15 protein-coding genes and 1 other RNA gene are annotated in these 23853 nt (G+C 33.9%); 4 read left to right on the plus strand and 12 right to left on the minus strand.

What is annotated here, in order from left to right:
• Positions 1–138: 138 nt before the first annotated feature.
• From RB619_RS14470 to RB619_RS14500, 7 genes are all read right to left on the minus strand, one after another.
• Positions 139–2205: a family 20 glycosylhydrolase gene (locus RB619_RS14470; RefSeq protein ID WP_308098651.1), complete on the minus strand. Its 2067-nt coding sequence runs from the start codon at positions 2203–2205 to the stop codon at positions 139–141.
• A gap of 158 nt (positions 2206–2363) precedes the next feature.
• The gene (gene nagB / locus RB619_RS14475) at positions 2364–4304 is read right to left on the minus strand and encodes a glucosamine-6-phosphate deaminase (RefSeq protein WP_308098653.1); all 1941 of its coding nucleotides are present in this window, start codon (positions 4302–4304) and stop codon (positions 2364–2366) included.
• Positions 4305–4422: 118 nt separating this feature from the next.
• The gene (locus RB619_RS14480) at positions 4423–6003 is read right to left on the minus strand and encodes a RagB/SusD family nutrient uptake outer membrane protein (protein ID WP_308098655.1); all 1581 of its coding nucleotides are present in this window, start codon (positions 6001–6003) and stop codon (positions 4423–4425) included.
• An 11-nt stretch (positions 6004–6014) separates the two neighbouring features.
• Complete coding sequence (locus RB619_RS14485) at positions 6015–9044, minus strand: SusC/RagA family TonB-linked outer membrane protein (protein WP_308098657.1); 3030 nt, start codon at positions 9042–9044, stop codon at positions 6015–6017.
• A 358-nt stretch (positions 9045–9402) separates the two neighbouring features.
• On the minus strand, positions 9403–10425 hold the full coding sequence (locus RB619_RS14490) for a glycosyl hydrolase family 18 protein (RefSeq protein ID WP_308098659.1): 1023 nt from the start codon (positions 10423–10425) through the stop codon (positions 9403–9405).
• 89 nt (positions 10426–10514) lie between these two features.
• On the minus strand, positions 10515–12029 hold the full coding sequence (locus tag RB619_RS14495; RefSeq protein ID WP_308098661.1) for a SusD/RagB family nutrient-binding outer membrane lipoprotein: 1515 nt from the start codon (positions 12027–12029) through the stop codon (positions 10515–10517).
• Positions 12030–12040: 11 nt separating this feature from the next.
• Positions 12041–15229 (minus strand): SusC/RagA family TonB-linked outer membrane protein, encoded by a 3189-nt coding sequence (locus RB619_RS14500; protein ID WP_308098663.1) that lies wholly within the window; start codon positions 15227–15229, stop codon positions 12041–12043.
• 271 nt (positions 15230–15500) lie between these two features.
• On the opposite strand from RB619_RS14500, the gene RB619_RS14505 reads away from it, so the two are divergent.
• The 3 genes from RB619_RS14505 (at position 15501) to RB619_RS14515 (ending at position 18876) form a co-directional block, all read left to right on the plus strand.
• A complete protein-coding gene (locus RB619_RS14505; protein WP_308098665.1) occupies positions 15501–16553 on the plus strand; it encodes a histidine kinase in 1053 nt (350 codons plus the stop codon).
• On the plus strand, positions 16543–17244 hold the full coding sequence (locus RB619_RS14510; protein WP_308098667.1) for a LytTR family DNA-binding domain-containing protein: 702 nt from the start codon (positions 16543–16545) through the stop codon (positions 17242–17244). Before RB619_RS14505 ends, RB619_RS14510 begins: the two co-directional genes overlap by 11 nt.
• Positions 17245–17421: 177 nt before the next feature.
• A complete protein-coding gene (locus RB619_RS14515; protein ID WP_308098669.1) occupies positions 17422–18876 on the plus strand; it encodes an MFS transporter in 1455 nt (484 codons plus the stop codon).
• Positions 18877–18991: 115 nt separating this feature from the next.
• Here the strand turns inward: RB619_RS14515 and RB619_RS14520 are convergent, their stop codons facing one another.
• From RB619_RS14520 to ffs, 5 genes are all read right to left on the minus strand, one after another.
• Positions 18992–19489 carry a hypothetical protein gene (locus RB619_RS14520; protein WP_308098671.1) on the minus strand — a complete coding sequence of 166 codons (498 nt, stop codon included), beginning with the start codon at positions 19487–19489 and terminating at the stop codon, positions 18992–18994.
• A gap of 92 nt (positions 19490–19581) precedes the next feature.
• Positions 19582–20238, minus strand: a complete 657-nt coding sequence (gene fsa / locus RB619_RS14525; protein ID WP_308098672.1) for a fructose-6-phosphate aldolase — start codon at positions 20236–20238, stop codon at positions 19582–19584.
• A 170-nt stretch (positions 20239–20408) separates the two neighbouring features.
• Positions 20409–21485, minus strand: coding sequence for a hypothetical protein (locus RB619_RS14530; protein WP_308098674.1), 1077 nt, complete (start codon positions 21483–21485; stop codon positions 20409–20411).
• A gap of 35 nt (positions 21486–21520) precedes the next feature.
• Positions 21521–22324: an SDR family oxidoreductase gene (locus RB619_RS14535; RefSeq protein ID WP_308098676.1), complete on the minus strand. Its 804-nt coding sequence runs from the start codon at positions 22322–22324 to the stop codon at positions 21521–21523.
• 184 nt (positions 22325–22508) lie between these two features.
• Positions 22509–22606: signal recognition particle sRNA small type (ffs, locus tag RB619_RS14540), an RNA gene on the minus strand.
• A gap of 88 nt (positions 22607–22694) precedes the next feature.
• Here ffs and RB619_RS14545 point away from each other — a divergent pair.
• Positions 22695–23747 carry a glutaminyl-peptide cyclotransferase gene (locus RB619_RS14545; RefSeq protein WP_308098679.1) on the plus strand — a complete coding sequence of 351 codons (1053 nt, stop codon included), beginning with the start codon at positions 22695–22697 and terminating at the stop codon, positions 23745–23747.
• The last annotated feature ends 106 nt before the right edge of the window (positions 23748–23853 follow it).

Here is a 23853-nt window from a genome sequence, read left to right on the forward strand (position 1 = left end):
AATTTTATTTTTAATGTGGAATAAAAAAGAATCTAAAAGTTTAATATAATTACCTCTGCCAAATGTTTTTTTGGCAGAGATAATCAGCAATCTTAAAACAATACTTAAACTTACTAAATACTAATTCAAACCAAATTTTTATATTAATTTCTTTAAACCTGCGTAAACTGCAAGCTCAACATCGGCATAATCTTTTGTATTGCAGTCTTCGATTAATTTCTTCAAATCTTCTGATTTTAAAGTCGATTTATTATCTAAAACCAACAAAACTTGTTCTGATGCATCGCTTAATTTTTTTGCTAAAGGAAGAAATGGCTGTACCAATGGCGCATTTGCACTTAATTCATTCAATCCTTTATTAACGGCAATCCATTTTGTTAAAAATGATGCTACTTTAGCTTTATTTTCAGGCGTTTTATTCGCTACATATTGTGTTACTGCATCATTAAAAGTCAAAGCATCTTTTGCGTCAGGTGTACAAGCATCTGCAAAAAGTGTCAATGGCGAATACATTTGGTATTCCGTTCCTCCTTTGTTGCGGGTATATCCTTTTAACGGTTCGCAAACATTTGAAAACTCATTTAATGCATTGATATCTTGATTGTTTGCAATATTTCTTAAGATTACCCCTTTATTACGAATATGCGTCAAGCCTAATTCTTCAAGTCTAAACGAAACTACCTCTAAACGTTTGCGCATATTTGAAACATCTGTAATATCTTCTGCTGACCAAAGTCTTTCTGCAATTGCCGCTGTTCTTGGCCAAACTCTTGAATCAATAGTAGTTTCAGATGCAAGCTCTGTCCACATTGTCGCTTCACCTCCCAGGATTCTTGCTTTTTCTTCTGCGGTCAATACAGCACCTTTTGGCATCGGATCATTCAAATAATGACTTTCAACTGGATACATCAAATCAATATAATACCCGTTTGACAAGACTGTTTTATATCCTTTTTTTACAGCATCGACTAAAGATTGTCCTGCAGCCATTCCTTCATTTGCACCTCTCCAAGAATGCACAATTGCTTCTTTTGAAAGATCCTTTGTTAGAATTTCTTCCCAACCCATTAACTGTTTTCCATGCTTTTTAAGCATTGGAGCCAATTGCATAGTGAAATAGGTTTGTAATTCGTGATTGGTTTTTAAATTGTGTTTCTTTTTAAACTCTTGAATTTTTGGATTTGCATCCCAGTCTTTCCCTTCATTTTCGTCTCCTCCAATATGGAAATAAGCTCCCGGAAATAACGGGCAAACCTCATCAAAAAGTTCACTTAAAATTTGATATGTTTTAGGATTTGAAGGATCTAATGTTGGCGAAAAAATACCTGCATTTCTTTCAATTCCATAGGTAGCAATTGCTGTTCCCTGAATATTTTTTTCAGAAGTTCCTCCTGTCAACGTAATCACTTTGCTTCCAATTTCTGGATAAGCCGTTAAAATCGAAGATCCGTGACCTGGAACATCTATTTCTGGAACTATCAAAATACCGCGCTCATCAGCATATTTTACGATATTTTTAATTTCCTCTTGTGTGTAATATAATCCATCCGAAGCCACTTCAATTAGTTTTGGATGTTTTTTCATTTCAATTCTCCAGCCTTGATCATCAACCAAATGCCAGTGAAAAACATTCATTTTCATTGCTGCCAATCCGTCAATATTTCTTTTGATAACATCAACCGGCTGAAAATGTCTTGAAGCGTCGATCATCAAACCTCTCCAAGTAAATCTTGGAAAATCTGAAATTTGAGTGTTCGGAAAATAAAATGAGTTATTATTATTTTGCAATAATTGCAATAAGGTTTCAAGGCCATGAAGTGCACCCAAATCACTTGTTGCATTTATTGTAATCTTGTTTTGTTTGACATCTAAGTGATAACTTTCATCTTCGTACAAACCAATTTTTCCGCTTTTGGTACAGTTTATCTGAAGTTCTGCTGTTGGAACCTCATTTAATTTTGTAACAAAACCTTGTTGAAAAAATAAACCAGTCCTGCCATCTAAGCGACGCAAAAAACGAGTTACTCCGCCAAAAACTCTTGGATTTGGGTTTCCGGTAATGTTTACTTTGAAATTTTTAGTTAAAGTAAAATTCCCATCGTTTAAAACAACACTCTGAGGCCAAGGCATAAGATTTAGCTGCTCTTTTTGAATTTGAGCATTAGATGTTAAACCTGCAAATAGTAGGACTAATAAATACTTCATTTTAATTTTTTTGAAATGATGTTTCCCTCAAGAAACATTAATAAATAGATAAAAGAAACAAAACTCAGAATGATCTCTATTGAACCTCACTAATCGCTATGAAACCAATCTGAATTTTGTAATTTGATTCGCTCTAAATACGAATCCTAAATTTTATTTTAGTAATCAAAACGTTTAAAGGCTTCGATTGCTTCATATTCTGCTAATCCTAATTCATCATACAGAATTGCTGTGTTTTTATTTCGGTCTTCGGCTCTAACCCAGAATTCACGAGAATCATTTCCTTGGAACATAACTCTATCTTTTTGAGACTGGTGATATAAAATCGCATGGCGTTTCAACAATACTTCTGATGGAGAAAGCGGTACTGCCATATCAATTTCGTGAATATCCCATTCGTGCCAAGCTCCTCTGTAAAGCCATAACCAGCAGTCATCCATGTATTTTTCTGGTTTCAATTCTTTCATCGCTGCGAAAATTGCATTCAGACAAACTTCATGTGTTCCATGCGGATCTGCAAGATCTCCAGCAGCAAATACCTGATGAGGCTTGATTTTGGCAATAATATCTTTAACAATAGCAATGTCTTCTGGTCCTAAAGGATTCTTTTTAACCTGTCCTGTTTCGTAAAACGGAAGATCCAAAAAGTGTGTATTTTCATCTTTAAGTCCAATGTATCTTGTCGCTGCGTACGATTCTCTTCTTCTGATCAATCCTTTAAGTTTTCTAACTTCCAAAGAATCAATCTGATTTTCAGATTTGCTGTTCAAGAATTCAATTACCGATTTGAAATTGATGTCTTTTGGAAGATTTTCCCCAGCAAAATCGTTGCAAACTTCAGCAAACTTCAATGCTTCGTCATCTGTAACGGCAATATTTCCAGAAGTCTGATATACAACATGTACATCATGGCCTTGTTTGATCAATTTTGAGAAAGTTCCTCCCATCGAAATCACGTCATCATCTGGATGCGGACTGAAAAGGATCACTCTTTTTTTAGCTGGATTGGCTCTTTCAGGACGATGAGAATCGTCTGTATTTGGCTTTCCGCCCGGCCATCCTGTAATAGTGTGCTGCAATACGTTGAACATATTGATGTTCAAATCATAAGCAGAACCTTCCTGCGCCAAAAGATCAGACATTCCGTTATTGTTATAGTCACGGTCTGTCAATTTCAATATCGACTGTTTTGTTTTTTGGCACAACCAAACAATCGCTTTGCTTTTTAATTCCTGATTCCAGATGCATTCTCCAACTAGCCAAGGCGTTTTGAAGCGCGTCAACTCAGACGCTGCAGACTGATCTAAAACGAAAGTTGCATTTGGGTGATTCTGTAAAAATGTAGCAGGAACTTCAGAACTGATATCGCCTTGGATTGTTCTCTTGATGATATCGGCTTTGTTTTGTCCCCAAGCCATCAATACGATTCTTTTCGATCTCATAATGGTCGAAACTCCCATCGTGATCGCACGTTTTGGCACATTGTCAATTCCATTAAAATCAGAAGAAGCATCAACTCTTGTAATATGATCCAACGTAATGATTCTTGTTCCTGAATTGATATGCGAACCTGGCTCATTGAAACCAACGTGTCCTGTACGTCCGATTCCCAATAACTGAAAATCTAGACCTCCAGCTTGTTTAATATTCATTTCATAATCAATGCAGTATTGATTTAATTCATCGATTGCAACTGTACCATCAGGAATATTAACATTTTCAGGTTTGATATCAATGTGATTAAAAAGATGCTGATGCATAAAATAATGATAGCTCTGATTGTTTTCTTTCGACATTGGATAATATTCATCCAAGTTGAAAGTGATCACATTGCTAAAGCTTAATCCTTCTTCTTTGTGCATTCTCACTAGCTCCTCATATACTTTAATAGGAGAAGAACCTGTTGCCAAACCTAGTACACAAGATTTGTTTTTTTCTTGCTTAGATCTGATTAACTGAGCGATTTCCTGCGCTACAATTACTGATGCTTCGGCTGAACTTTTGAAGATTTCGTTGTGAATTTTCTCAAATCTAGTCTCTTCAAATTTACCAGCGCTTTTATAGCTAATATCAGGTTTAATTTCTAAAGCACTTTTCATTTTTTTTCTTTTTTTGGTATGTACAATTTTGGTTATTGAAATGGTATAAGTAACTCTCATCACCTATACCATTTGCAATTACTAACCAAACTTAAATTTTTATAATCTTAAATTCTTTTTAGAAATTAGGACCTGTAGTATCCCACCAAAGTCTTGTTCCTCCAGTATCCGGTCCATTTAATTTTGCAATTCCACTAGCAACTCCACCTGCATTGGCAGCTTTCTCTGATGTTACATAATTGATTCTACGAACACCAAATTGCGTAGTGATTGTTCCTCCACTGTAGTTTTTAAGTACTGGTAAAAGTTTTGGATAACCTGTTCTTCTGTAATCAGACCAAGCTTCTTGTCCTTCTGGGAAACCAGCGATCCATTTTTGAGTAATGATTTTTTGCAATTTAACTTCGTTTGTTGCTGCAGCATCCCAAGCAACTGTAACGTTATTTAAAGCAGGTGAATTATTCTCTGGGAACTTAGGATCTACATAAGCCATAGCCGTTTTTGTGTTATCAGCAGTATAAGCCGCCGCACCAGAAGCGCCTCTCTGATCAAATGAAGCTTTAATTCCCGCTTCATACAAAGTCTGAGCTGTTCCATTCATGTTCCAACCTCTTAATGCACCTTCAGCTCTTAAGAAATAAGCTTCAGCAGTTGTGAATAAAACAATTTCTTTTGATCTAACAACAGCACCTATTCCAGAAAAATCCTGGTGATCTCCTTTACCGTTGATTGCAATACCTGTACGTACACCTTTGTATTGCCCAGGAAATTGAGTTGATGTATCGAAATAAGTTGCCATTCTAGGATCTTGGTAACCACCTAAAATAGACTCCATATCAGCAGACATACGAATATCTAACCAAGAACCACTAATTGTATTAATTGGGTTTGTATAAACTGGAGATACAATTTTAAATAAATCTGCATTTGTAGTGAATACTCCAAATTTTTGAGCTACTGCTTTTTCTGCTTGAGTTTTAGCTAAAGTAGGATTAACTTTAACGATACGCATTGCAAGTCTTAAACGTAAAGTATTTGCAAATTTCACCCAAGCTTTATAATCTCCGCCGTATGATGACAAGTCAGTACTAACAAACGTTGAAGCTTCTCCAGCATCTACTCTTTTTGTTAATTCGGCAACAGCAAAATCTAATTCACTAAACATTTGATTGTAAACTTCTTCTTGAGAATCGTAAGGAATTGTAGTTTCTGGCGAACCAAATTTAGAATAGATAATTGGTCCCCAAGTATCAGTAACTCTATGCATTCCTTCCACTTTCAAAATCAATGAAAGTGCATAAAACTGATCGTATTTACCTTTTGATTTATTAGCGATATCATATGCATTAAACATTACATATTTATAAGCATAATCCCAGTTGAAAACATTCCAACCATCAACTAATGAATAAGTTGTATTATTGATACCTCCGGCAAATCCAGTTGGCGTAGCCATATATCCAGACCAGATATCACAACTTAATCCTTGCTGTAATTGATAAACCCATTCTGGAGTCAATACTTGAATATTATTGAACATTGGAGCGAAACCTCCTTTAATGTTATTAAAATCTTGCTCTAATTGCTTTGGTGTAAAACCATTTGGATTAGTATTTATATCTTCAAAATCACCTGTACAACCTACCGCAGTAAGTAATGAGATACAGATAGCTGCTTTTGCTATTTTATTTAGTTTCATTTTGTTTAAATTTAGAAAGTTACATTTAAATTAAGACCGATACTTCTTGTAGATGGCAAACCATAAATATCAACTCCTTGAAGACCTTGGCCAGTACTTAATGCAATATTTGGATCAAAAGGAGCATCTTTGTAGATAAAGAATAAGTTTCTAGCAATTAATGAAATACTTGCAGTATTGATGAAAGGCAATGATTTAGGGTTAAAGTTATATCCGATAGAAACCTCTCTAACACTTACATTTGTTGCAGAATAAACATATTCACCTGTAATACCAGCTCTACCACCAACTTGTGTGTAGTACGATTTAGCATCCATTGATGTAACTGCTGTTCCATCAGGTTTAACTGCATTTATAGTAACACCACCTGCATTTCTAGCATCGCCAGTTGCTTTTGAAACTCCAAAAGAGTCATTTTGAGCTTGAGTCAAACTCATTACATCACCTCCAAAACGACCATCAATCAATACATTTGCGAAAAATGATCCAAGCTTGAATGAGTTAGAGAAACCTAACATGAAATCAGGATTAGAGTTACCTACTTCTTCAAAGTCAGTTTTTTGGAAAGTTCCATCATCATTTAATAAAATTCTTCCTTGTGCGTCTTTCTTAAAGTTAATACCTTCAATAACTCCGTAAGGTCTTCCTTCGATTAATGCATATCTGTAGCTGTTTACTCCAGCCTCAGTTAAATTAACTCTGTTTCCAATGTTGTCAGGAAGCTCTTTTACTTTGTTTTTATTTTGTGAGAAGTTGATAGATGTATCCCAAGTGAATTTATCTCCTCTGATAATTCCAGCATTTAACACAACCTCAATACCTTTATTTTCAATACTTCCTGCATTAAATCCGTAAAAATCAACCCCTTCTTGGTTTCCAACCGGAGCAACAACTTGTAAGTATTGGTTTTTAGTTTCAGAATTATAATATGAAACCTCAAAACTAAATCTGTTATTAAACATTCTCCACTCTGTACCAAATTCGAATTCTGATTTTAACTCAGGTTTCAAAGTAGTTCCATTTTTTGGTCCAGCATTTGGTTTTGGATCTGTAAAACCTGGTCTGAAGTAGTACGTTGGAGTTGAGATAAAAGGAAAAATATCATTACCAACTTGTGCATAAGTACCACGTACTTTTCCGTAATTAATCCACTCTGGCAATGTTGTCATTTCACTAATAAGAGCAGTAACCCCTACAGATGGATAAAAATAGCTAGATGTTCCTGTGTTTGCTAAAGTCGAAGACCAGTCGTTTCTTCCAGAAAGATCTAAGAATAACATATCTTTATATCCAAAAGTTGTAGCAGCAAAAACTGATTGTACTTCTCTTCTAGAATCGATTGTTTGATAATTATTTGCATTATTTACAAAATTAGCTAATGTAAACCAGTTAGCATAAGTTAATCCTGCACTAATTCCTGAATCTAAAATTGTTTTTTGATTTGTTAATGTATTTGTGATACTTGTACCAACGTTAGCATTGAAAGAGAAATCATTTCCAATTTTTGTATTAATTGTAGCAATTAAATCACCATAACGCTGTGTGCTCAATGCATTCTCAGAGTAATATCTACCATTTGCATGAGAAAGAGTTCCTTGAGTTGTAGCAAATATTCTTTTATCAAAAAGACTTGTTATTCTGTTATAGCTATATCTTGAAGCAATAGTTAACCAATTGTTAGCTCTGTATGACAAAGACAATGCTCCATTAAAGTAATCATTTTTATCTTCAGATCTATTTCTGTTGATTGCCCAATATGGATTTTGCATAATATCTCTATTAGTCATCCAGTTTTGCGCCATTAAATTTCTTGTTGGATCAAAAACTTCATAAGTTTCTTTGTACTCATTAAAGTCGTAACCTCTTGGCATCAAATAAACACCTGTTAATGGGTTAAAGTAAAATCCGTTAACTGGTTTGTTTGCAATTGTTTGACTTGTATAGTTTGCATTAGCTGCAAAAGTCAATTTGTCATCAAAAAATTTAGCTGTTTGACGAATTCCAAAGTTATTTTTCTTTAAGCTATTTCCTGGAGTAATACCACTAGCTGATGTATTAGCATATGAAAATGCAGTAGAAGATCTTTCAGAACCTATTGAATATCCTACTGAAGTAATTTGTGTTACTCCTGTATTAAAGAAATCTTTCACGTGATCAGCTGATTTTTGTTTAGCTCCCCAAGATTCATCTGCTCCAGCAGCAGCAACATAATCAGTTTGGAATTTAGGAAGATAAGCAGCAGTTTCAAAAGTAGTTACAGAAGAAGCCGCAATATTTGCTTTTCCTTCTTTAGATTTTTTAGAAGAAAGTAAGATAACACCGTTTGCTCCTTGAGAACCATATAAAACAGAAGCTGCAGCACCTTTAAGGACTGTCATTCCTTCATAATCATCAGGATTCACTAATGAAATAACATCTCCTCCATCACGGTTACCTCCTGCTAAACTACCAAACGTATCATTAGGCTGTCCTGAACCAGAATTCAACATTGGAATACCATCGATAACATATAAAGGTTGGCTATTAGAAACAGAAGAGTTACCACGAATTACAACTTTTGTAGAACCACCAGTACCACCAGCACTTTTTGTTACAGCAACACCGGCAATTTTACCAGCAATTGTATTGATAACGTTAGCATCTTTTACACGAACTAATTCGTCTCCTTTAAGTTCTTGTGCTGCGTAAGTCAATGATTTTCTTGTTTTCTTAATACCTAAAGAAGTTACAACAACTTCACTTAAGGCATTTGAAGACGCTGTAAGCATTTTTACGTTAATTGTAGTAGCATCTCCTACAACTATACTTTGCGATTCAAGGCCAACATAGCTAAAAACTAAAGTCTGTCCTTTTTGCGCCTCAATTGTATACAAACCATCAAAATCGGTAGTTGTACCTTTTTGACCTCCTTGTACAGCAATAGACACCCCTGGTAATGGCATCCCATCAGAATCTGTAATCACACCTTTAACATTTTTTACCTGAGCAAGTGAAACTTGCGCCGTAAAAACAATCATAAAGATTAAGAAAATTTTTTTCATGTTTATTTATTTTGTTAGTTATGACGTAAAATTATTCTTAAGGCATTGTTAAAAAAAATAAATTATACAAACAACATTAAACTTTAAACAAACGACATAAAACATTCAATAATGCGTTTTGCGAAAACGTTTTCCTATGAAAATACTAAGGTGTTTTTAATAATTTTTCGCATTATATGCAAAAAAATTGCAGATTTAGTGTATAATATTAAACATTACAACTATTTAAAATACAAGGCATTAAACTCAAAAATGACGATAAAAGCCCGCAGCCAAACACATTCTTAACAAAATATTAAGAACTGTCCTGTCTATTTACTTAGCAGATTATATGAAAAATAATGTCGTTGGTATTTTTTTAGTTGCCACAAAGGCCTGTAGTCTTGATTTTTAAATTAATGTACTTTTTATGAATGACGTCTAACAAAGAATATTCATCAAAAGAATCTTGGGCAAGTTCCCAAATCATAATCCCTCCAGTATTTTGGGCTGCATATTCAACCTTTTTAGAAATCGTCGGTCTTCCGTTATAATATATCTTTCCTAATTCGTCTAAATCAGCAAATTGTTTTCCTGCTTCGACAATTTGACCATAAGTAGAACTTGTAACATTTGAGTAGGTAAAATTATAACCGTAAAAAGGTATTCCAAGCGTTAATTTTTCACTTGGAACGTTTTGTTGTTTGTGCCAAAAATCAATTCCATTTTTTGCAAAATCAAATGAACTGTGCTGACCTGGATTATTGGGTGTCCAAGGACCTGTACTGTCATATGCCATAATATTTAAAAAATCAAATGCGTTTAAAGCTGCCGCACTAATATTTTCAAAACGAGTATTATTTGGCAATGCCGCAGTCATAAGTTTCTTATGTTCTGAAAGGCTCTTTTTTAATTCTATAACAAATCCGCTGTAGCCAGTTGTGACCGCATCCCATTCGAGATCAACATCCACTCCATCTAAATTATGGAGCGCTACAAAATTTATTATATTCTGAATTAAAGCTGGCCTATTTTCGGGTTTATCAATCAGCCAAGACCAATTTGAAGCTTGTTCTGCCGAAATAACACCTCCCGCAAGAGAAATACTTATTATAATATTTGGATTAACGGATTTTGCATATGCAACAAGAGCATCTATATCGCCTGTAAAAATGATATTTCCATTTTTATCTGGATTTGCAAACGCCACATTAAGATGTGTCAATTTGCAAAACTGAATAGAAGTCATCTTATTAAAATTATCCGAAGATAAATAACCTACAACTCGAGCCGTTTTTGGTTGCCTTAAATCATCTGATTCTTTTTGAGAAGTACAGCTGTAAACTGAAGCGAGCGAAGTTATAAATAAAAGAATGCCTAATAAGGCTTTATTATTGATCATAATTTTGAATTTAAACAGATGTTTTTAATTTTAATTAGATTGAAATAATACCTTATTAGGCATAACTCTATGTTTTTAGGATTTTATTTTTAGTTTACATCCCACCAAACTTTATTTGTCCATTCATTCTTGCCACCCATTCTAGACAAAGCTTCTTGGAAATTCACACCATTTTTCTGTGCTTCATCATTTGGATAATACAAACGCGTTGGAACAACGCCACCAGTTTCTGAATCTGGATTTGTAATTGGAAGTAATTTTGGAAATCCAGTTCTTCTCCAGTTTGAATAAGCTTCAATACTATTTAATAAATAAGTAACCCAAAGTTGTGTTGCAATTTGCTCTTTTTCTTTTCCAGCTACTAAAGGTTTAGCCGTTAAATAAGTATCAATTGCAGATTGAGTTGCTGGAGTAGCTCCATAAATTTCAAGTTGTCTAATACCTGCTTCAACACCTTTTTTGTAGAAAGTCGCTGCCGAACCAGGAACCCATCCTCTAAAAGCGGCTTCAGCAAGCAACAATTGTGCTTCTGAATAACTAACATGTAAAAAAGGAGTCGTTTTTAGTTTCAAATAAGGCTGAATACCAGAAACAGCATTAGATCCACCTGGCATATCCCATTGAAAAACTCCTGGCGTATTACCAACATATAATTCTTCACCTGGAGCTGGAGCACCTCCTGCTACACCTCCTGTTTTAGGTGTTGCAAGCATTTTTAACCTTGGATCACCGTTGTTTCTTAAGAAATCAATCATGTTAGAACTGAAGTGATCTCCATTTTCATTTCCAATAAAAGCATATGACAATCCATTTCCTCTAAAATCAAGCGCACCCGGCGTATCGTTAAAAGGAAAATCCAAACATTGTCTTACACAGTTATCAGCATTGCTTTCAAAAACACCATTTGCTAATGCTGCTTTTGCTTGTTTTTCAGCTTCTGCCGGACTTACTTCAGATATTCTCATTGCAAGACGCAAACGCATTGTATTAGCCAATTTTTTCCATTTCGAAATATCTCCGTTATAAAACAAATCTCCTTTTACAGCACCTCCGCCAGCATTCAATTGTACAAATGCTTCTTGTAATTCAGCAAAAAACGCATTATAAATATCTTGTTGCTTGTCATATTTAGGCGTTACAATTCCTTTAGAGAATCCCAAACCAGCTTCTGAATAGGGACAATCGCCATAAAGATCTGTAATACGCTGCACAATCATTACTCTCATGATTTTGGCAACTGCATTCATATTACTGGCAGAAGCATCTTTACTTGTATTTTCAATAATATCTACAACACCTTTTAATTCGTTGGCGTAACCATTTCGCCATAAAGCAGTGGCATAATCATCATTTTTCTTGAATTTACTTCCAAACTCTGTTACATTCCATGCACCTGCATAGTGTTGTACGAATCCACCAGAATAAATTAGGTTAGCTCTCCACTGATAATATCCATCACCAGACATACACAATTGTGCAAAACTAAGTTGTCCTGCAGGATTTGCAGATAACGCAACTGGATCTTTTTCCAGTTCGTCAAAATTTTCGGTACAGCCAACCAGTGTAAATATTACCAGCAGGGCTATTATTTGTTTAAATTTCATAATTTCTTTTTTTAGAATGTAATTTTAAGATTAAAACCATATGATCTTCTAAATGGCAATGAACCATATTCAAAACCTTGTCCATTTCCTGAAGTATACATAGATTCTGGATCAATGTTTGGCAAATCTTTGTTGAAAGTAAATAAGTTTCTTGCAAAAGCCGAAACATAAATTGAGTTGATTTTTGCTCCGCCAAAAACACTTTTTGGTATTTGATATCCTAAACTTACCTCTCTCAATTTCACATAAGAAGCATCATAAATGAATGGTGCTGGAGTATTATTGAAAACTGAAGTCCAGTAATCTTGCGGATTTACAGGAGTTGTATTTTTCACATAAACCGGATTAGCTTCAGTTCCTGTGTTTTTAACTCCGTTAGCTACATAACCAGCGGTTGGAATCCATGTTGCTTGGCTAAAGTTTGGATCGTTTGCAACCGCTTGAGCTCTTGCTGCATTGTATGCATCTCTACCTTCAGTAGTAACATCAAGAAGTCCTTTTTGTGCTGCAAGTGAATTGGTCATAGAATAAACATCCATTCCAAATTTCATATCAATTAAAAATTGAAGTGTAAATCCTTTATAAGAAAAACGGTTTGTTAAACCTGCCGCCCAGTCTGGAAGACCTTTCCCTAAAGCAACTTTAGTATCTGTATATAAAGGTAGACCATTTGCTCCAACGATCATTTCTCCAGAAGGCGTTTTTTGGAAATCTTTACCAATAATAGTTCCGTATTGTCCTCCAACTTGTGCAACAATCGCCGCACCAGCCCAACGTGCTTCAGAAATAGTATACGTATCAATATCTGGATGCAAAGAAATAATTGAGTTTTTGTTTTTAGAAAAGTTCAAATCAATTCCCCATTCAAAATCCTTAGTTTTGATTGGTGTTCCAGATAAGAAAATCTCAATACCTTCGTTACGAAGTTTACCTGCATTTACTGAAATAAACTCATAACCAGAAGTTGCAGAAGAAGGCAAATCAATTGTTTGATCTGAAGTATCTTCACGATAAACTGTAATATCAGCTTTTAATCTGTTTTTGAAGAAAGCAGTTTCAAGTCCAAACTCGACTCCTGTTTTAGACTGATAAGTCAAATTAGGATTTGGTGCCGAAGTATTTTTGATATTTACAACGCTACCTCCATTATAAGAAGAATAAGTAGTGTAATTTAAAGCATTTTTGTAAGCTCCCGGTGCGTTTGAAACCTGTGCCCAAGAAGCTCTGAATTTTCCATAAGAGAAAGTATCACTTTGAATATCAAATGCATCAGAGAAAACAAAACCTAACGAAGCTGCTGGATAAAAAGCATCTTTGTTGATTACACTAAACCAGTCATTTCTTCCTGTAAACTCAGCATATAAATAACCTTTATAATCAAACTTAGCAGAACCGTAAATAGAATTTGTTCTAGTTTTAGTGTCTTGTGGTGCATTTTCTGTTTGGTTAGAGAAGTTGCTAATATACTCTGTACCCGGCTCAATAATATTTGTTCCAAATCTAGAATTTTGTTGTCTTCTAAAATCTCTTCTTCCTGTACCTAAAATTCCAGAAAATGTCAAATCTGTAGCTAATTTTATGTTGCTGAAAGTGGCAATAAAATCGGTATTCTGTTCAGAAACTGTAATATTTTCTAATCCAAGGTAACCAAGATCTCTTCCTGGCCAAGTACTTCCTTTGGCCATAAAATCTTTAGAATTAAAATTATAAGTATCTAAACCAGTTCTGAACGTTAATCCTAACCAGTTTTTAACCTGATACGTTCCTGTAACATTACCAATAAAACGATTTTTTACTGTAGCATTATGATTTTCGTTTACAACCCAATACGGATTCAATAAATAAACGTTGTTATTCCACTGATACATTGAACCATCAACTGGGTTTACAGAATTTTTAAGCCAAGCTTGATCAATATTTGGTGCTAAACCACTTAATGAATACCCAACATTATTTGGCGAATCTCCTAAACCTGGTCTATTATTTGTGTTTTCTGCAATATAATTTACATTGGCATCCAAAGTAAATTTATCCGATTTAATAGTTCCATTTAAAGTAGCATTGTTTCTTTCTAAACCAGATTCTGGAATCACGTCGTCATTTTTAAGACTATTGAATCCAAAACGAACAAATGCATTATCACTTCCTGCCGAAAGCGCAATACCGTTTGATATTGTAACTCCCGTTTTAAAGAAATCCTGAATATTATTATCGACTCTAGCATAAGGTTTCATAGAACCGTCAAATATTTTAACTTCTTGTCCTACTGTTGCAGAGAATTTAGGACCCCATGCATTTGTAGTATATCCATATATTTCAGTTGGCGCTTTTGTTGGATCTGGCAAAATTCCGTTTGAACCAGTCCCATATTCAGTCTGGTAGTCACTGTATTTAGCGTTTACTCGATCAAAGCTCACACCACTTGTTATTTCAACCTGTAATTTTCCTTTGCTTCCTTTTTTAGTTGTAATTAAAATTACACCATTTAACGCTCTAGAACCATAAAGTGCTGCTGCAGCCGCTCCTTTAAGAACCGTCAAACTTTCAATATCATTTGGATTGATGCTCGAAATACCATCCCCACTATCTCTTCCGTCAAACCATTTACTTGTCGCGGCCTGATCATTATTCAAACCTGAATTATCAATAGGAACACCATCTACAACATAAAGTGGCTGGTTACTTTCACCAATGCTAGATATACCTCTAATAATAACTCTTGTACTTCCTCCTACACCTGTTGCAGGAATCGATACATCAACACCGGCAACTTTACCTGAAAGTGCAGTTGCAACGTTTGTTGTAATTACTTTGTTTAATTGATCTCCTTTAACATCTTGAACTGCATACCCCAGCTCTTTCTTTTGTCTCTTGATACCTAACGCTGTAACAACTACTTCATTTAAATTTTGTGCATCAGGAGTCAGTACAACATTAATTGTTGTAGCGCCTGCAACGGTAACAGCTTTAGTTTTAATTCCAATATACGAAAACACAAGAACATCTCCTGTAGATGCTTGAATCGTATAGACTCCGTCAAAATCCGATTGAGTTACGTTTTTTGTACCTTGAACTAATACAGTTACTCCAGGCAACGGCAGTCCGCTCTCATCGCTTACCAAACCTTTGATAGTTTTCACCTGTCCGCTCATAAATTGCGTGGTGAGAAAAATCACAAAGATTAATACAAATTGTTTCATTTTTTCATGGTTTTTTTTTAGTTATGCGATAAATTTATTGTTAATTTTAACATAAATAAAACAATTTATACAAACAGCAGAAAACTTTAAACAAACGACACAAATCATTCAACATTATGTTTTACGAAAACGTTATACCACTGAAATAAAGCACCATATCGCTTTTTTTACATTTTTTTTTGCAAAAGAATTGCGTTTTAGCTACTAATTGTTTAAAGTTGCAGAAGAATTAAAAGTTTGTCAAAAAAAAGTTAACCCCCAAGAAACTAAGTTGAACGAAATTCAAAAATTAAAATTTGACATCAAACTTCAAAATCATATTTGGTTTTGGGGCATTTATTTTACTTTAAACTTTTTAAGATGGGGTGCGTATTTCAATGACTATCCTTATGCTTTCAAATCAAATTCGATTGAGTTTGCATTAGTTATACCTTTAGTATATTTCAATTTGTTTGTTTTAGTGCCAAGATTTGTCCTGAAACAAAAGTACATTCTATATACACTCTTGCTTTTAATTAGCTTATTTGCAATGTATTTATGCAAAACAGCACTTACCTATTATATTATATCTGAAAATATTTGGCCAGAAGCCAACCGAGAATATCATCCGTTTGAGATTAATCATATTGTAGCGGTTTGTATTGGAGAGCTTTACGTCTTGGCTATGGCTTCATCTGTTTATCTTACTTTAACCTGGCTGAGAGAACGTGAAAGAAACAGATCGTTAAGAGAAAATCAATTTAAAATCAAATTAAAGTATCTTGAAAATCAAATTCAGCCACATTTCTTTTTTAACACCTTAAATAACTTATACGCTTTATCGCTAGAATCTTCAAATAAAGTTCCAGACGTGATCATTAAATTATCAAATTTGATGGAATATGTTTTATATGATGTAAAAGGAACCAAATTTGTCCCACTTATAAAAGAAATAGATTACATTCAAAATTACATCGAAATCGAAAAGCTTCGTTTTGAAAATGTGGAAGTTACCATAAATTTAGAATCAAATATCGAAGACATTGTAGTACCACCATTAATATTCATTTCATTGGTAGAGAATGCCTTTAAACATGGAGGTTTAAACAATCGAAACTTAAAAATCAAGATCAATTGTAAAGTTATCGACAATAAATTGTTAGATTTTGAAATCCTAAATAATTTTGTAATTTCACAAAATCTTAATCAAAAAGGAGGAATTGGATTAATCAATACTAAAAAGAGATTAAAGTTAATTTACAAGAATAATTACAGCTTAAAACAGTCAACAAAACTAAATTACTATATAATCCGTTTGCAAATACCTATTCATAATGAAGATTAAATGCGTTTTGATCGACGATGAACCATTAGCTATCAAAGTCCTGCAAAATTACTTTACTAATTTTACAGATTTTGAAGTTGTTGCTACATTCAATAATTCCCTGGAGGCACTTGATTTTATAAACAGTACGCCTGTCGATGCTGTGTTTTTAGACATCAATATGCCAATGATGACGGGATTTGAATTGATCAGTCTTATCGAAAACAAAACCAAAGTAATTATTACTACCGCTTTTAGAGAATTTGCAGCCGAAAGTTACGATCTTGATGTTTTAGATTATTTAGTAAAACCAATTCCGCTTCCGCGATTTATAAAATGTATAAATAAAATCACAACCGAATACAACCTTAAAAACAATATTAAAGTTGAAACCGTAAAAGGTGATTCGCATATTTTTATCAAAGTCGATAAAAAGATGATGAAAATTAATATTGAAGAAATATTATTTGTCGAAGGAATGAAAGAATACATAAAAGTAGTAACTCCAGATAAAACCTATATTACGCATAAATCGTTAACTTCATTATCTGAAGAATTGCCCGCCGATCGCTTTTTGCGAATACATAAATCATACGTTATTGCCTTAAACAAGGTAAAATCGATCGAAGGAAACCGTATTCAAATACAATCTTACACTATTCCAATTGGTAGAAACTACAGCAAAGATGTAAAAAACAAAATATTGGAATAAATCTTACTTCACATTTCATTTTCTAACTAAGTTAAAACTAACACATTGTTGAAAAAATGATGCTGTTTGTTTAAATTTAACATTATTTGTGTCTTTTTATTTTTTTTTGCTATTCGTAACAAATATATTTACGGTCTTCAAAAAACAATATAATAAAAAATTAACCTTATTACAGTTATGAGTTCAGAAAATCTACAAACCAAGTGGGGACAGTTTATCCCATTGGTAATCGTATTCTTCTTTTGGGGGTTTGTTGCAGCCAGCAACGATATCTTAATTCCCGTTTTTAAAACAGCATTTCATTTATCTCAAGGTGAAAGCCAATTAGTATCATTAGCTTTTTACATTGCTTACACAGTTGGATCTTTGATCTACATGGGAATTTCAGTTTTAATAAAAGAGGATTTAGTAAATAAAATAGGTTACAAAAATGGTCTTTCATTAGGTTTGCTAATTTCTGCATTCGGAACATTATTGTTTTATCCTGCAGCAAATACAGGATCTTTTCCTTTAATGTTGTCAGGATTATTTATTGTAGCACTTGGTTTTTCATTACAGCAAACTGTTGCAAATCCATTAGCAATTGCGCTAGGACCAATCGCAACTGGATCTCAAAGATTAACATTAGCTGGTGGAATTAACAATTTAGGAACTACTATTGGGCCACTAATTGTGACTTTTGCTATCTTTGGATCAAGCACTGGAGCATCTACTTTAAGCATCGAAAGTGTAAAAATTCCTTATTTAATACTTGGTTTAGCATTTTTATTAGTTGCAATTTTATTAAAATTCTCTTCATTGCCAGATAGACCTGCTTTAATTGAAGAAGAAATTGCAGCAGAAGGCACAACTGCAAAAAAATCTGCATTACAATATCCGCAATTAGTAATGGGAATGATCGCAATCTTTCTTTATGTGGGTGTTGAAGTTTCGACAGCAAGTAACTTACCTGCTTACATGGAATCTCTTATCAATGCAAAAACTGGCGTTCTTTATACATTACAGGAAATCTCTCCTTACATCTCTCTTTACTGGGCAAGTTTAATGATTGGTCGTTGGACAGGAGCTATCGAAGCTTTTACAGATAAAGCAAGTTTACAGCAAATATTACGTTTCGTTGCGCCTTACTTAGCTTTTGGAGTTTTCTTAGCTGTAAATGCTATCGCAAAACACGATTTAACGCCATTTTACATCTACGGTTTAATCATTTTAGTGTTAATTGCTGCAGATATTGCAAGTAAAGGAAATCCAGCTAGAATGTTGCTTATATTTTCAGCGTTAGGAATTGTAGCTTTAGCTGTTGGAATGTCAACTACCGGTATTGTAAGTATATATGCTTTTACAAGCGTTGGTTTATTCTGCAGTACACTTTGGCCATGTATCTTTACTTTAGCAGTAAGCGGATTAGGAAAAAATACAAGTCAAGGAAGCAGCTTCTTAATTATGATGATTATGGGTGGTGGTATTATCAGTTGGTTACAAGGATTTGTTTCTGAATCGATCGGTATTCACGCTAGTTATATAGTAGGAGTTTTATGTTTTGCGTATTTAGCATTTTATGCTTGGAGCGTAAGCTCAATCCTTAAAAAACAAGGAATCAGTTTTGACAAAAAACTTTCTGGAGGTCACTAGAAAACACACATACAAATAAAAAAACGCTCATTTTAATTAAATGGGCGTTTTTTTTTATCATCAAAGCAATAAATCTTAGAATCTTAGAACCTCAGAATCTTAGTATCTCAGCATCTTATTTAGCATTGATAATATTATTCAAATTCGCTTTAAAAACTGCTTTATTTTGCGCCGATAATTTATAAACGACCTCTTTATCTGCGTGAATAATAACTTTGTCAATATCAGCTTTTAAAAGCGCATTAGGATCTTTAATTTTTAAAGTACATGCTCCATCAAAAAAACCGTCATCTTCAATTATTTTTCTGGCTTCAATAACAGTTCCATCTGTCAAAACTGCCGAAATTGTCATTTCTTTATTCAGCGTTTTCGAATAAAAACCATCCATAACCAATAATAATCGATACGAATTTTTAAGCTCTGGCCCTTTAAATTCATGTCGGGTAATATTGTACCGCAGACCTTTTGCCAGAGTCTGAAATTTGGTCGTGCAATCCAGTTCATAAGTAGCCACATCACCGGCGTCGTTAACACTTGTCAGAACTTTGGCTGCTTGAGCATTTATAGATAAAGTTGCAGCAAAAAACGAAACTAAAACTAAGATCATTTTCATAAATATTTCTTTTAACGTTTACATAAAAGTAAAAAAAAATCGTCTCTCTTCAACAGAAGAAAGACGATTTAATATTTATAAGAGTCTGATTCTTATTTATTTCCTTTTTCAAAATCAGCTACAAACTGAGCTAAACCAATATCAGTTAAAGGATGTTTCAATAAACCGTAAATTGCAGAAAGTGGTCCAGTCATAACGTCAGCACCAATTTTAGCACAGTTTACAATATGCATAGTGTGGCGTACAGAAGCTGCCAAGATTTGAGTCTCATAACCGTAGTTATCATAGATTTCTCTAATTTCCTGAATCAAATTCAATCCATCAGTTGAAACATCATCTAAACGCCCAATAAAAGGAGAAACATAAGTTGCTCCAGCTTTAGCAGCCAATAAAGCCTGTCCAGCAGAGAAAACAAGAGTTACATTTGTTTTAATTCCTTTATCCGAAAAATATTTTGCAGCCATAACACCTTCTTTAGTCATTGGCAATTTTACAACGATTTGATCGTGCAATTCAGCTAGTTCTTCACCTTCTTTGATCATTCCATCAAAATCCAATGCATTCACTTCAGCACTTACATCACCTTCTACAAGATTACAGATGTCAACATAATGCTTTAAAATATTGTCTTTTCCAGTAATTCCTTCTTTTGCCATCAATGACGGATTAGTTGTTACACCATCCAAAACTCCTAAAGCTTGTGCTTCTTTAATTTGAGCTAAATTAGCTGTATCAATAAAAAATTTCATAATTTATATATTTATAATTGTGTTGAACATTCTCAGGGCGTGACCTTATTTGCAAAAGGCGCACGTAGCAAACCGCTTATGCGCGCCTTTCGCAAATAAGGTCGGGCTATCCGCACTACTTCGGTAGTAAGCTTCTATCCCTCACGCAAACTCAGCTGCAAAATTACAACTTAGAATCTAAACTTAGCACCAATAGCCAAATCAATTCTCCATAAATTTTCTAATTCTTCTTTATCAAGCTTTTCAGTATATGTAGTGCCATCTGCATATGTATACTTTAATTTCTTCAAAGTTCCACCAATAAAACTAACCTGTGGACCTAATAAAAAGTGCGGTGTAATCCTAAAATGATATCCCATTCCTCCAATCATACCCAAATTAGAACCTGTTATTTTAACGGGATAACCCGCAACACCAGACTTATTTTGATACCCCATATATCCTATCGCCAACTCCAAATTAGCCTCTCCAACTCTCGCATTCTGATCTTCTGTCAATATAAAAGATGGGCCAATAAACGAAATTGTTATATCGTCACTAAAATCTCCCTCCATTTTTAATCCATTTTCATTAGTTATAGTCTGATTATAAATAGTTCCTGAAGATTTATAAACATTGTATTTCAAACCAAATCCGCCCTTACCTTCTTTCAAATAATAAGCACTTAAATCATAACTCAATCCTGATTTCAATTTTCTATAATAATCTTTTTGTTCAGAAGTTAATCCATCTGGCGATGAAGCAACCCTAAAACTCTGCCCAACATTCGCAGTTATTAAAAATTTTGAAGTTTTAAAACCAGAATAGACAGGGCCATAAACTACTTCATTAGTCGAAACAGCTTTCGAACTCACAATTGGCTGAAGAGTATCCTTTACAATTTTAGGCTTGTCATAATCCGCTGTATTTTCAATTCTCAACAAATCTGCAGTGATTCTGTGGCATGTACTTCCAAATGTACTCGGATACAAATGTTCTGTAATCAATAATGCATTTGCACCGCTTTTACGAGCTTCAATTTTTGCCTTTTCAAGTACAGTCATTAAATCGCAATTTGTTGTAAAACCTGTATCTCCAATTTTAGTAGTTCCAATTTTGCTGTAAGCCTGTGGTAGTTCAGATTTAGCGTTAAAAACAACAACTTTATCCGTTTCATTTAATTTTTCATGTTTTTCAGCAACAGAAGTTCTGATTTTTGGTGAACAAGAACAAAAAACAATAGTAACAAGCAATAAAAGGTATTTCATTTTTTTTGGTTAGAAAGTTTTGGGGTTAAATAATTTTATAATTTATAGTGGTTCATCAACATCTTCTCGTAAACTTTATCTGGAAGCGCGCGTTTCAAAACAATCGAAAATTTCTGCATGAAAACGCCAACTTTATAATGCACATTTGGCTTCTCTTTTTGAATGATTTTATAAATAGCTTCGGCCATTTCGTTCGGATTGCTTCCTGCATCAACATGTTCATTCATTGTTGAAAGCGTATCGCCATAAACCTTTTCATAAGCCGAACCTTTTACAACGGGTGCATGATAACGTCCAGACGCAATATTGGTTGCAAAATCTCCAGGAGCAACATTTGTAATTTCGATCCCAAATTGCTTTACCTCCATTCGCAAAGCCTCAGTAATCAACTCCAAAGCTCCTTTCGAAGCCGAATAAACGCTTCTATAAGGCAATCCCATATAAGCTGCAATTGAAGTTATATTAATAATTAAACCTGATTTTTGCTCACGCATTTGTGGCAAAACCGCTTTCATCACTTCAATTGGTCCAAAAAAATTGGTTTCAAAGTTGTTTTTTATTTCGTCCATCGGAATTTCTTCCAAAGGTCCCGTAATTCCAACTCCGGCATTATTGATTACAATATCTAATCGTCCAGAAATTTCAAGAATTTTTGACACAGCAGTTTTAATAGAATCAGCATTTCTCACATCTAAAGCTACTAACGGAAAAATAGAATTCAGTACTTTTTCCGGATTCCTGCTGGTCCCATAGACAACAAAACCTTTTTTATGCAAAAATTCTCCAATTGATTTTCCAATCCCTGATGATCCTCCGGTAATTAAAACGACTTTATTCATTTTTTTGAGTTATGGGTTATGAGTTATGAGTTTTTGGAATTGAGTTTATTTTTGAACTGCACAAAGCAACCAACATTTAACTTCTAACCAATAGCACCTAACTACGAATGGGATAAAAATAAAAAAATCCTCCAGAAGGAAGATTACAAATTAAATTTATTCTAAAAAAAAAAAAAAAAAAAAAAAATGGCAAGCGACCTACATCGCACCGCTCAACCACGTACCCTTGCTATGTTCCCATCCTGGAGGAGTCTGCAGGAGCTGGTCGTGTAGGACTTGCCGGTGCAAATATACAATCTTTTTATATTTTTGCAAGAGCTTTGTTGCTATAAAAATATCGTTGTATATTGGCTTATTCAAATTTTAAACTATGAAAAAATATAACTTCCTAACTGTCATTTTATTAGGAATCACATTAATTGGATGTGGAGATAAAAATAAAGGTGAAAATTCTTTATTTACTATCGATGATTCTGCATTTCCGGCTCATTTTACGCAAAAAGAACCGCTTACAATCGGAATTTTGAACCCAAAATCAAAAGAAATCGACAGCGTTGCCTACTTCATAAACGACCTAAGAGTGGGAAGCACAAAAGGTGCTACAGATTTTAGAATTGAATTACTAGATCAAAAATTAGGCTATCAATACCTAAAAGCTACTGTTTATTTTGGCGGAGACTCTTCTGATGCGACTAAAAGAATCGAGTTAGTTTCGGATATTCAACCCAAATTATTAAAGTATAAAGTTGTAAATACTTACGCACATGATAAAAAATCTTTTACAGAAGGTTTCGAATTTTACAATGACACTTTATACGAAAGTACAGGTCAAGAAGGCGCTTCATTCATAAAAAAATACGATTACAAAACAGGAAAAATTTTCAAGCAAATTGATCTTGACAAACAATATTTTGGAGAAGGAATTACATTTTTAAATGGTAAATTATTCCAATTGACGTACAAAAACAAAAAAGGCTTTATTTATGATGCAAAAACATTAAAGCTTGAAAAAACTTTTGATTACGAAAAAGACATTGAAGGATGGGGAATGACAAATGACGGAAAACACATTTACCAAACTGACGGAACAGAAAAAATCTGGAAAGTTGACCCATCGACACAAAAAATGATTGATTATATCAACGTTTATTCAGGAGAATCAAAAATCAAAGCCGTTAATGAACTTGAATGGATCGACGGAAAAATTTATGCTAATGTATGGTTCAAAGATGCTATTGCGGTTGTAAATCCAAACTCTGGTGCTGTTGAACAAATTTTAGATTTATCTGCTTTAAGAAAAACAATGAATGACGTTAAGAGTGATGATGCTTTAAATGGAATTGCTTACAATCCTAAAACCAAAACCATTTTTGTCACCGGTAAAAACTGGAGCAAAATGTTTGAAATCACAGTTTCAGAATAAACAACACGAAGAATAAAAACACGAATTTCACAAATTTCACGGATTAGTTCGTGATAATTTGTGAAATTTGTGTTTTATAACATTCTCAAAATACTAAATCCATATA

This window comes from Flavobacterium sp. LHD-80, assembly GCF_030929605.1.
Lineage (GTDB): Bacteria > Bacteroidota > Bacteroidia > Flavobacteriales > Flavobacteriaceae > Flavobacterium.

Excerpts from the sequence above, each read along its gene's own strand:
- RB619_RS14470 (WP_308098651.1), bottom strand. The coding sequence starts at position 2,205 with ATGAAGTATTTATTAGTCCTACTATTTGCAGGTTTAACATCTAATGCT.
- nagB (WP_308098653.1), bottom strand. The coding sequence starts at position 4,304 with ATGAAAAGTGCTTTAGAAATTAAACCTGATATTAGCTATAAAAGCGCT.
- RB619_RS14480 (WP_308098655.1), bottom strand. The coding sequence starts at position 6,003 with ATGAAACTAAATAAAATAGCAAAAGCAGCTATCTGTATCTCATTACTT.
- RB619_RS14485 (WP_308098657.1), bottom strand. The coding sequence starts at position 9,044 with ATGAAAAAAATTTTCTTAATCTTTATGATTGTTTTTACGGCGCAAGTT.
- RB619_RS14490 (WP_308098659.1), bottom strand. The coding sequence starts at position 10,425 with ATGATCAATAATAAAGCCTTATTAGGCATTCTTTTATTTATAACTTCG.
- RB619_RS14495 (WP_308098661.1), bottom strand. The coding sequence starts at position 12,029 with ATGAAATTTAAACAAATAATAGCCCTGCTGGTAATATTTACACTGGTT.
- RB619_RS14500 (WP_308098663.1), bottom strand. The coding sequence starts at position 15,229 with ATGAAACAATTTGTATTAATCTTTGTGATTTTTCTCACCACGCAATTT.
- RB619_RS14510 (WP_308098667.1), top strand. The coding sequence starts at position 16,543 with ATGAAGATTAAATGCGTTTTGATCGACGATGAACCATTAGCTATCAAA.
- RB619_RS14515 (WP_308098669.1), top strand. The coding sequence starts at position 17,422 with ATGAGTTCAGAAAATCTACAAACCAAGTGGGGACAGTTTATCCCATTG.
- RB619_RS14520 (WP_308098671.1), bottom strand. The coding sequence starts at position 19,489 with ATGAAAATGATCTTAGTTTTAGTTTCGTTTTTTGCTGCAACTTTATCT.
- fsa (WP_308098672.1), bottom strand. The coding sequence starts at position 20,238 with ATGAAATTTTTTATTGATACAGCTAATTTAGCTCAAATTAAAGAAGCA.
- RB619_RS14530 (WP_308098674.1), bottom strand. The coding sequence starts at position 21,485 with ATGAAATACCTTTTATTGCTTGTTACTATTGTTTTTTGTTCTTGTTCA.
- RB619_RS14535 (WP_308098676.1), bottom strand. The coding sequence starts at position 22,324 with ATGAATAAAGTCGTTTTAATTACCGGAGGATCATCAGGGATTGGAAAA.
- RB619_RS14545 (WP_308098679.1), top strand. The coding sequence starts at position 22,695 with ATGAAAAAATATAACTTCCTAACTGTCATTTTATTAGGAATCACATTA.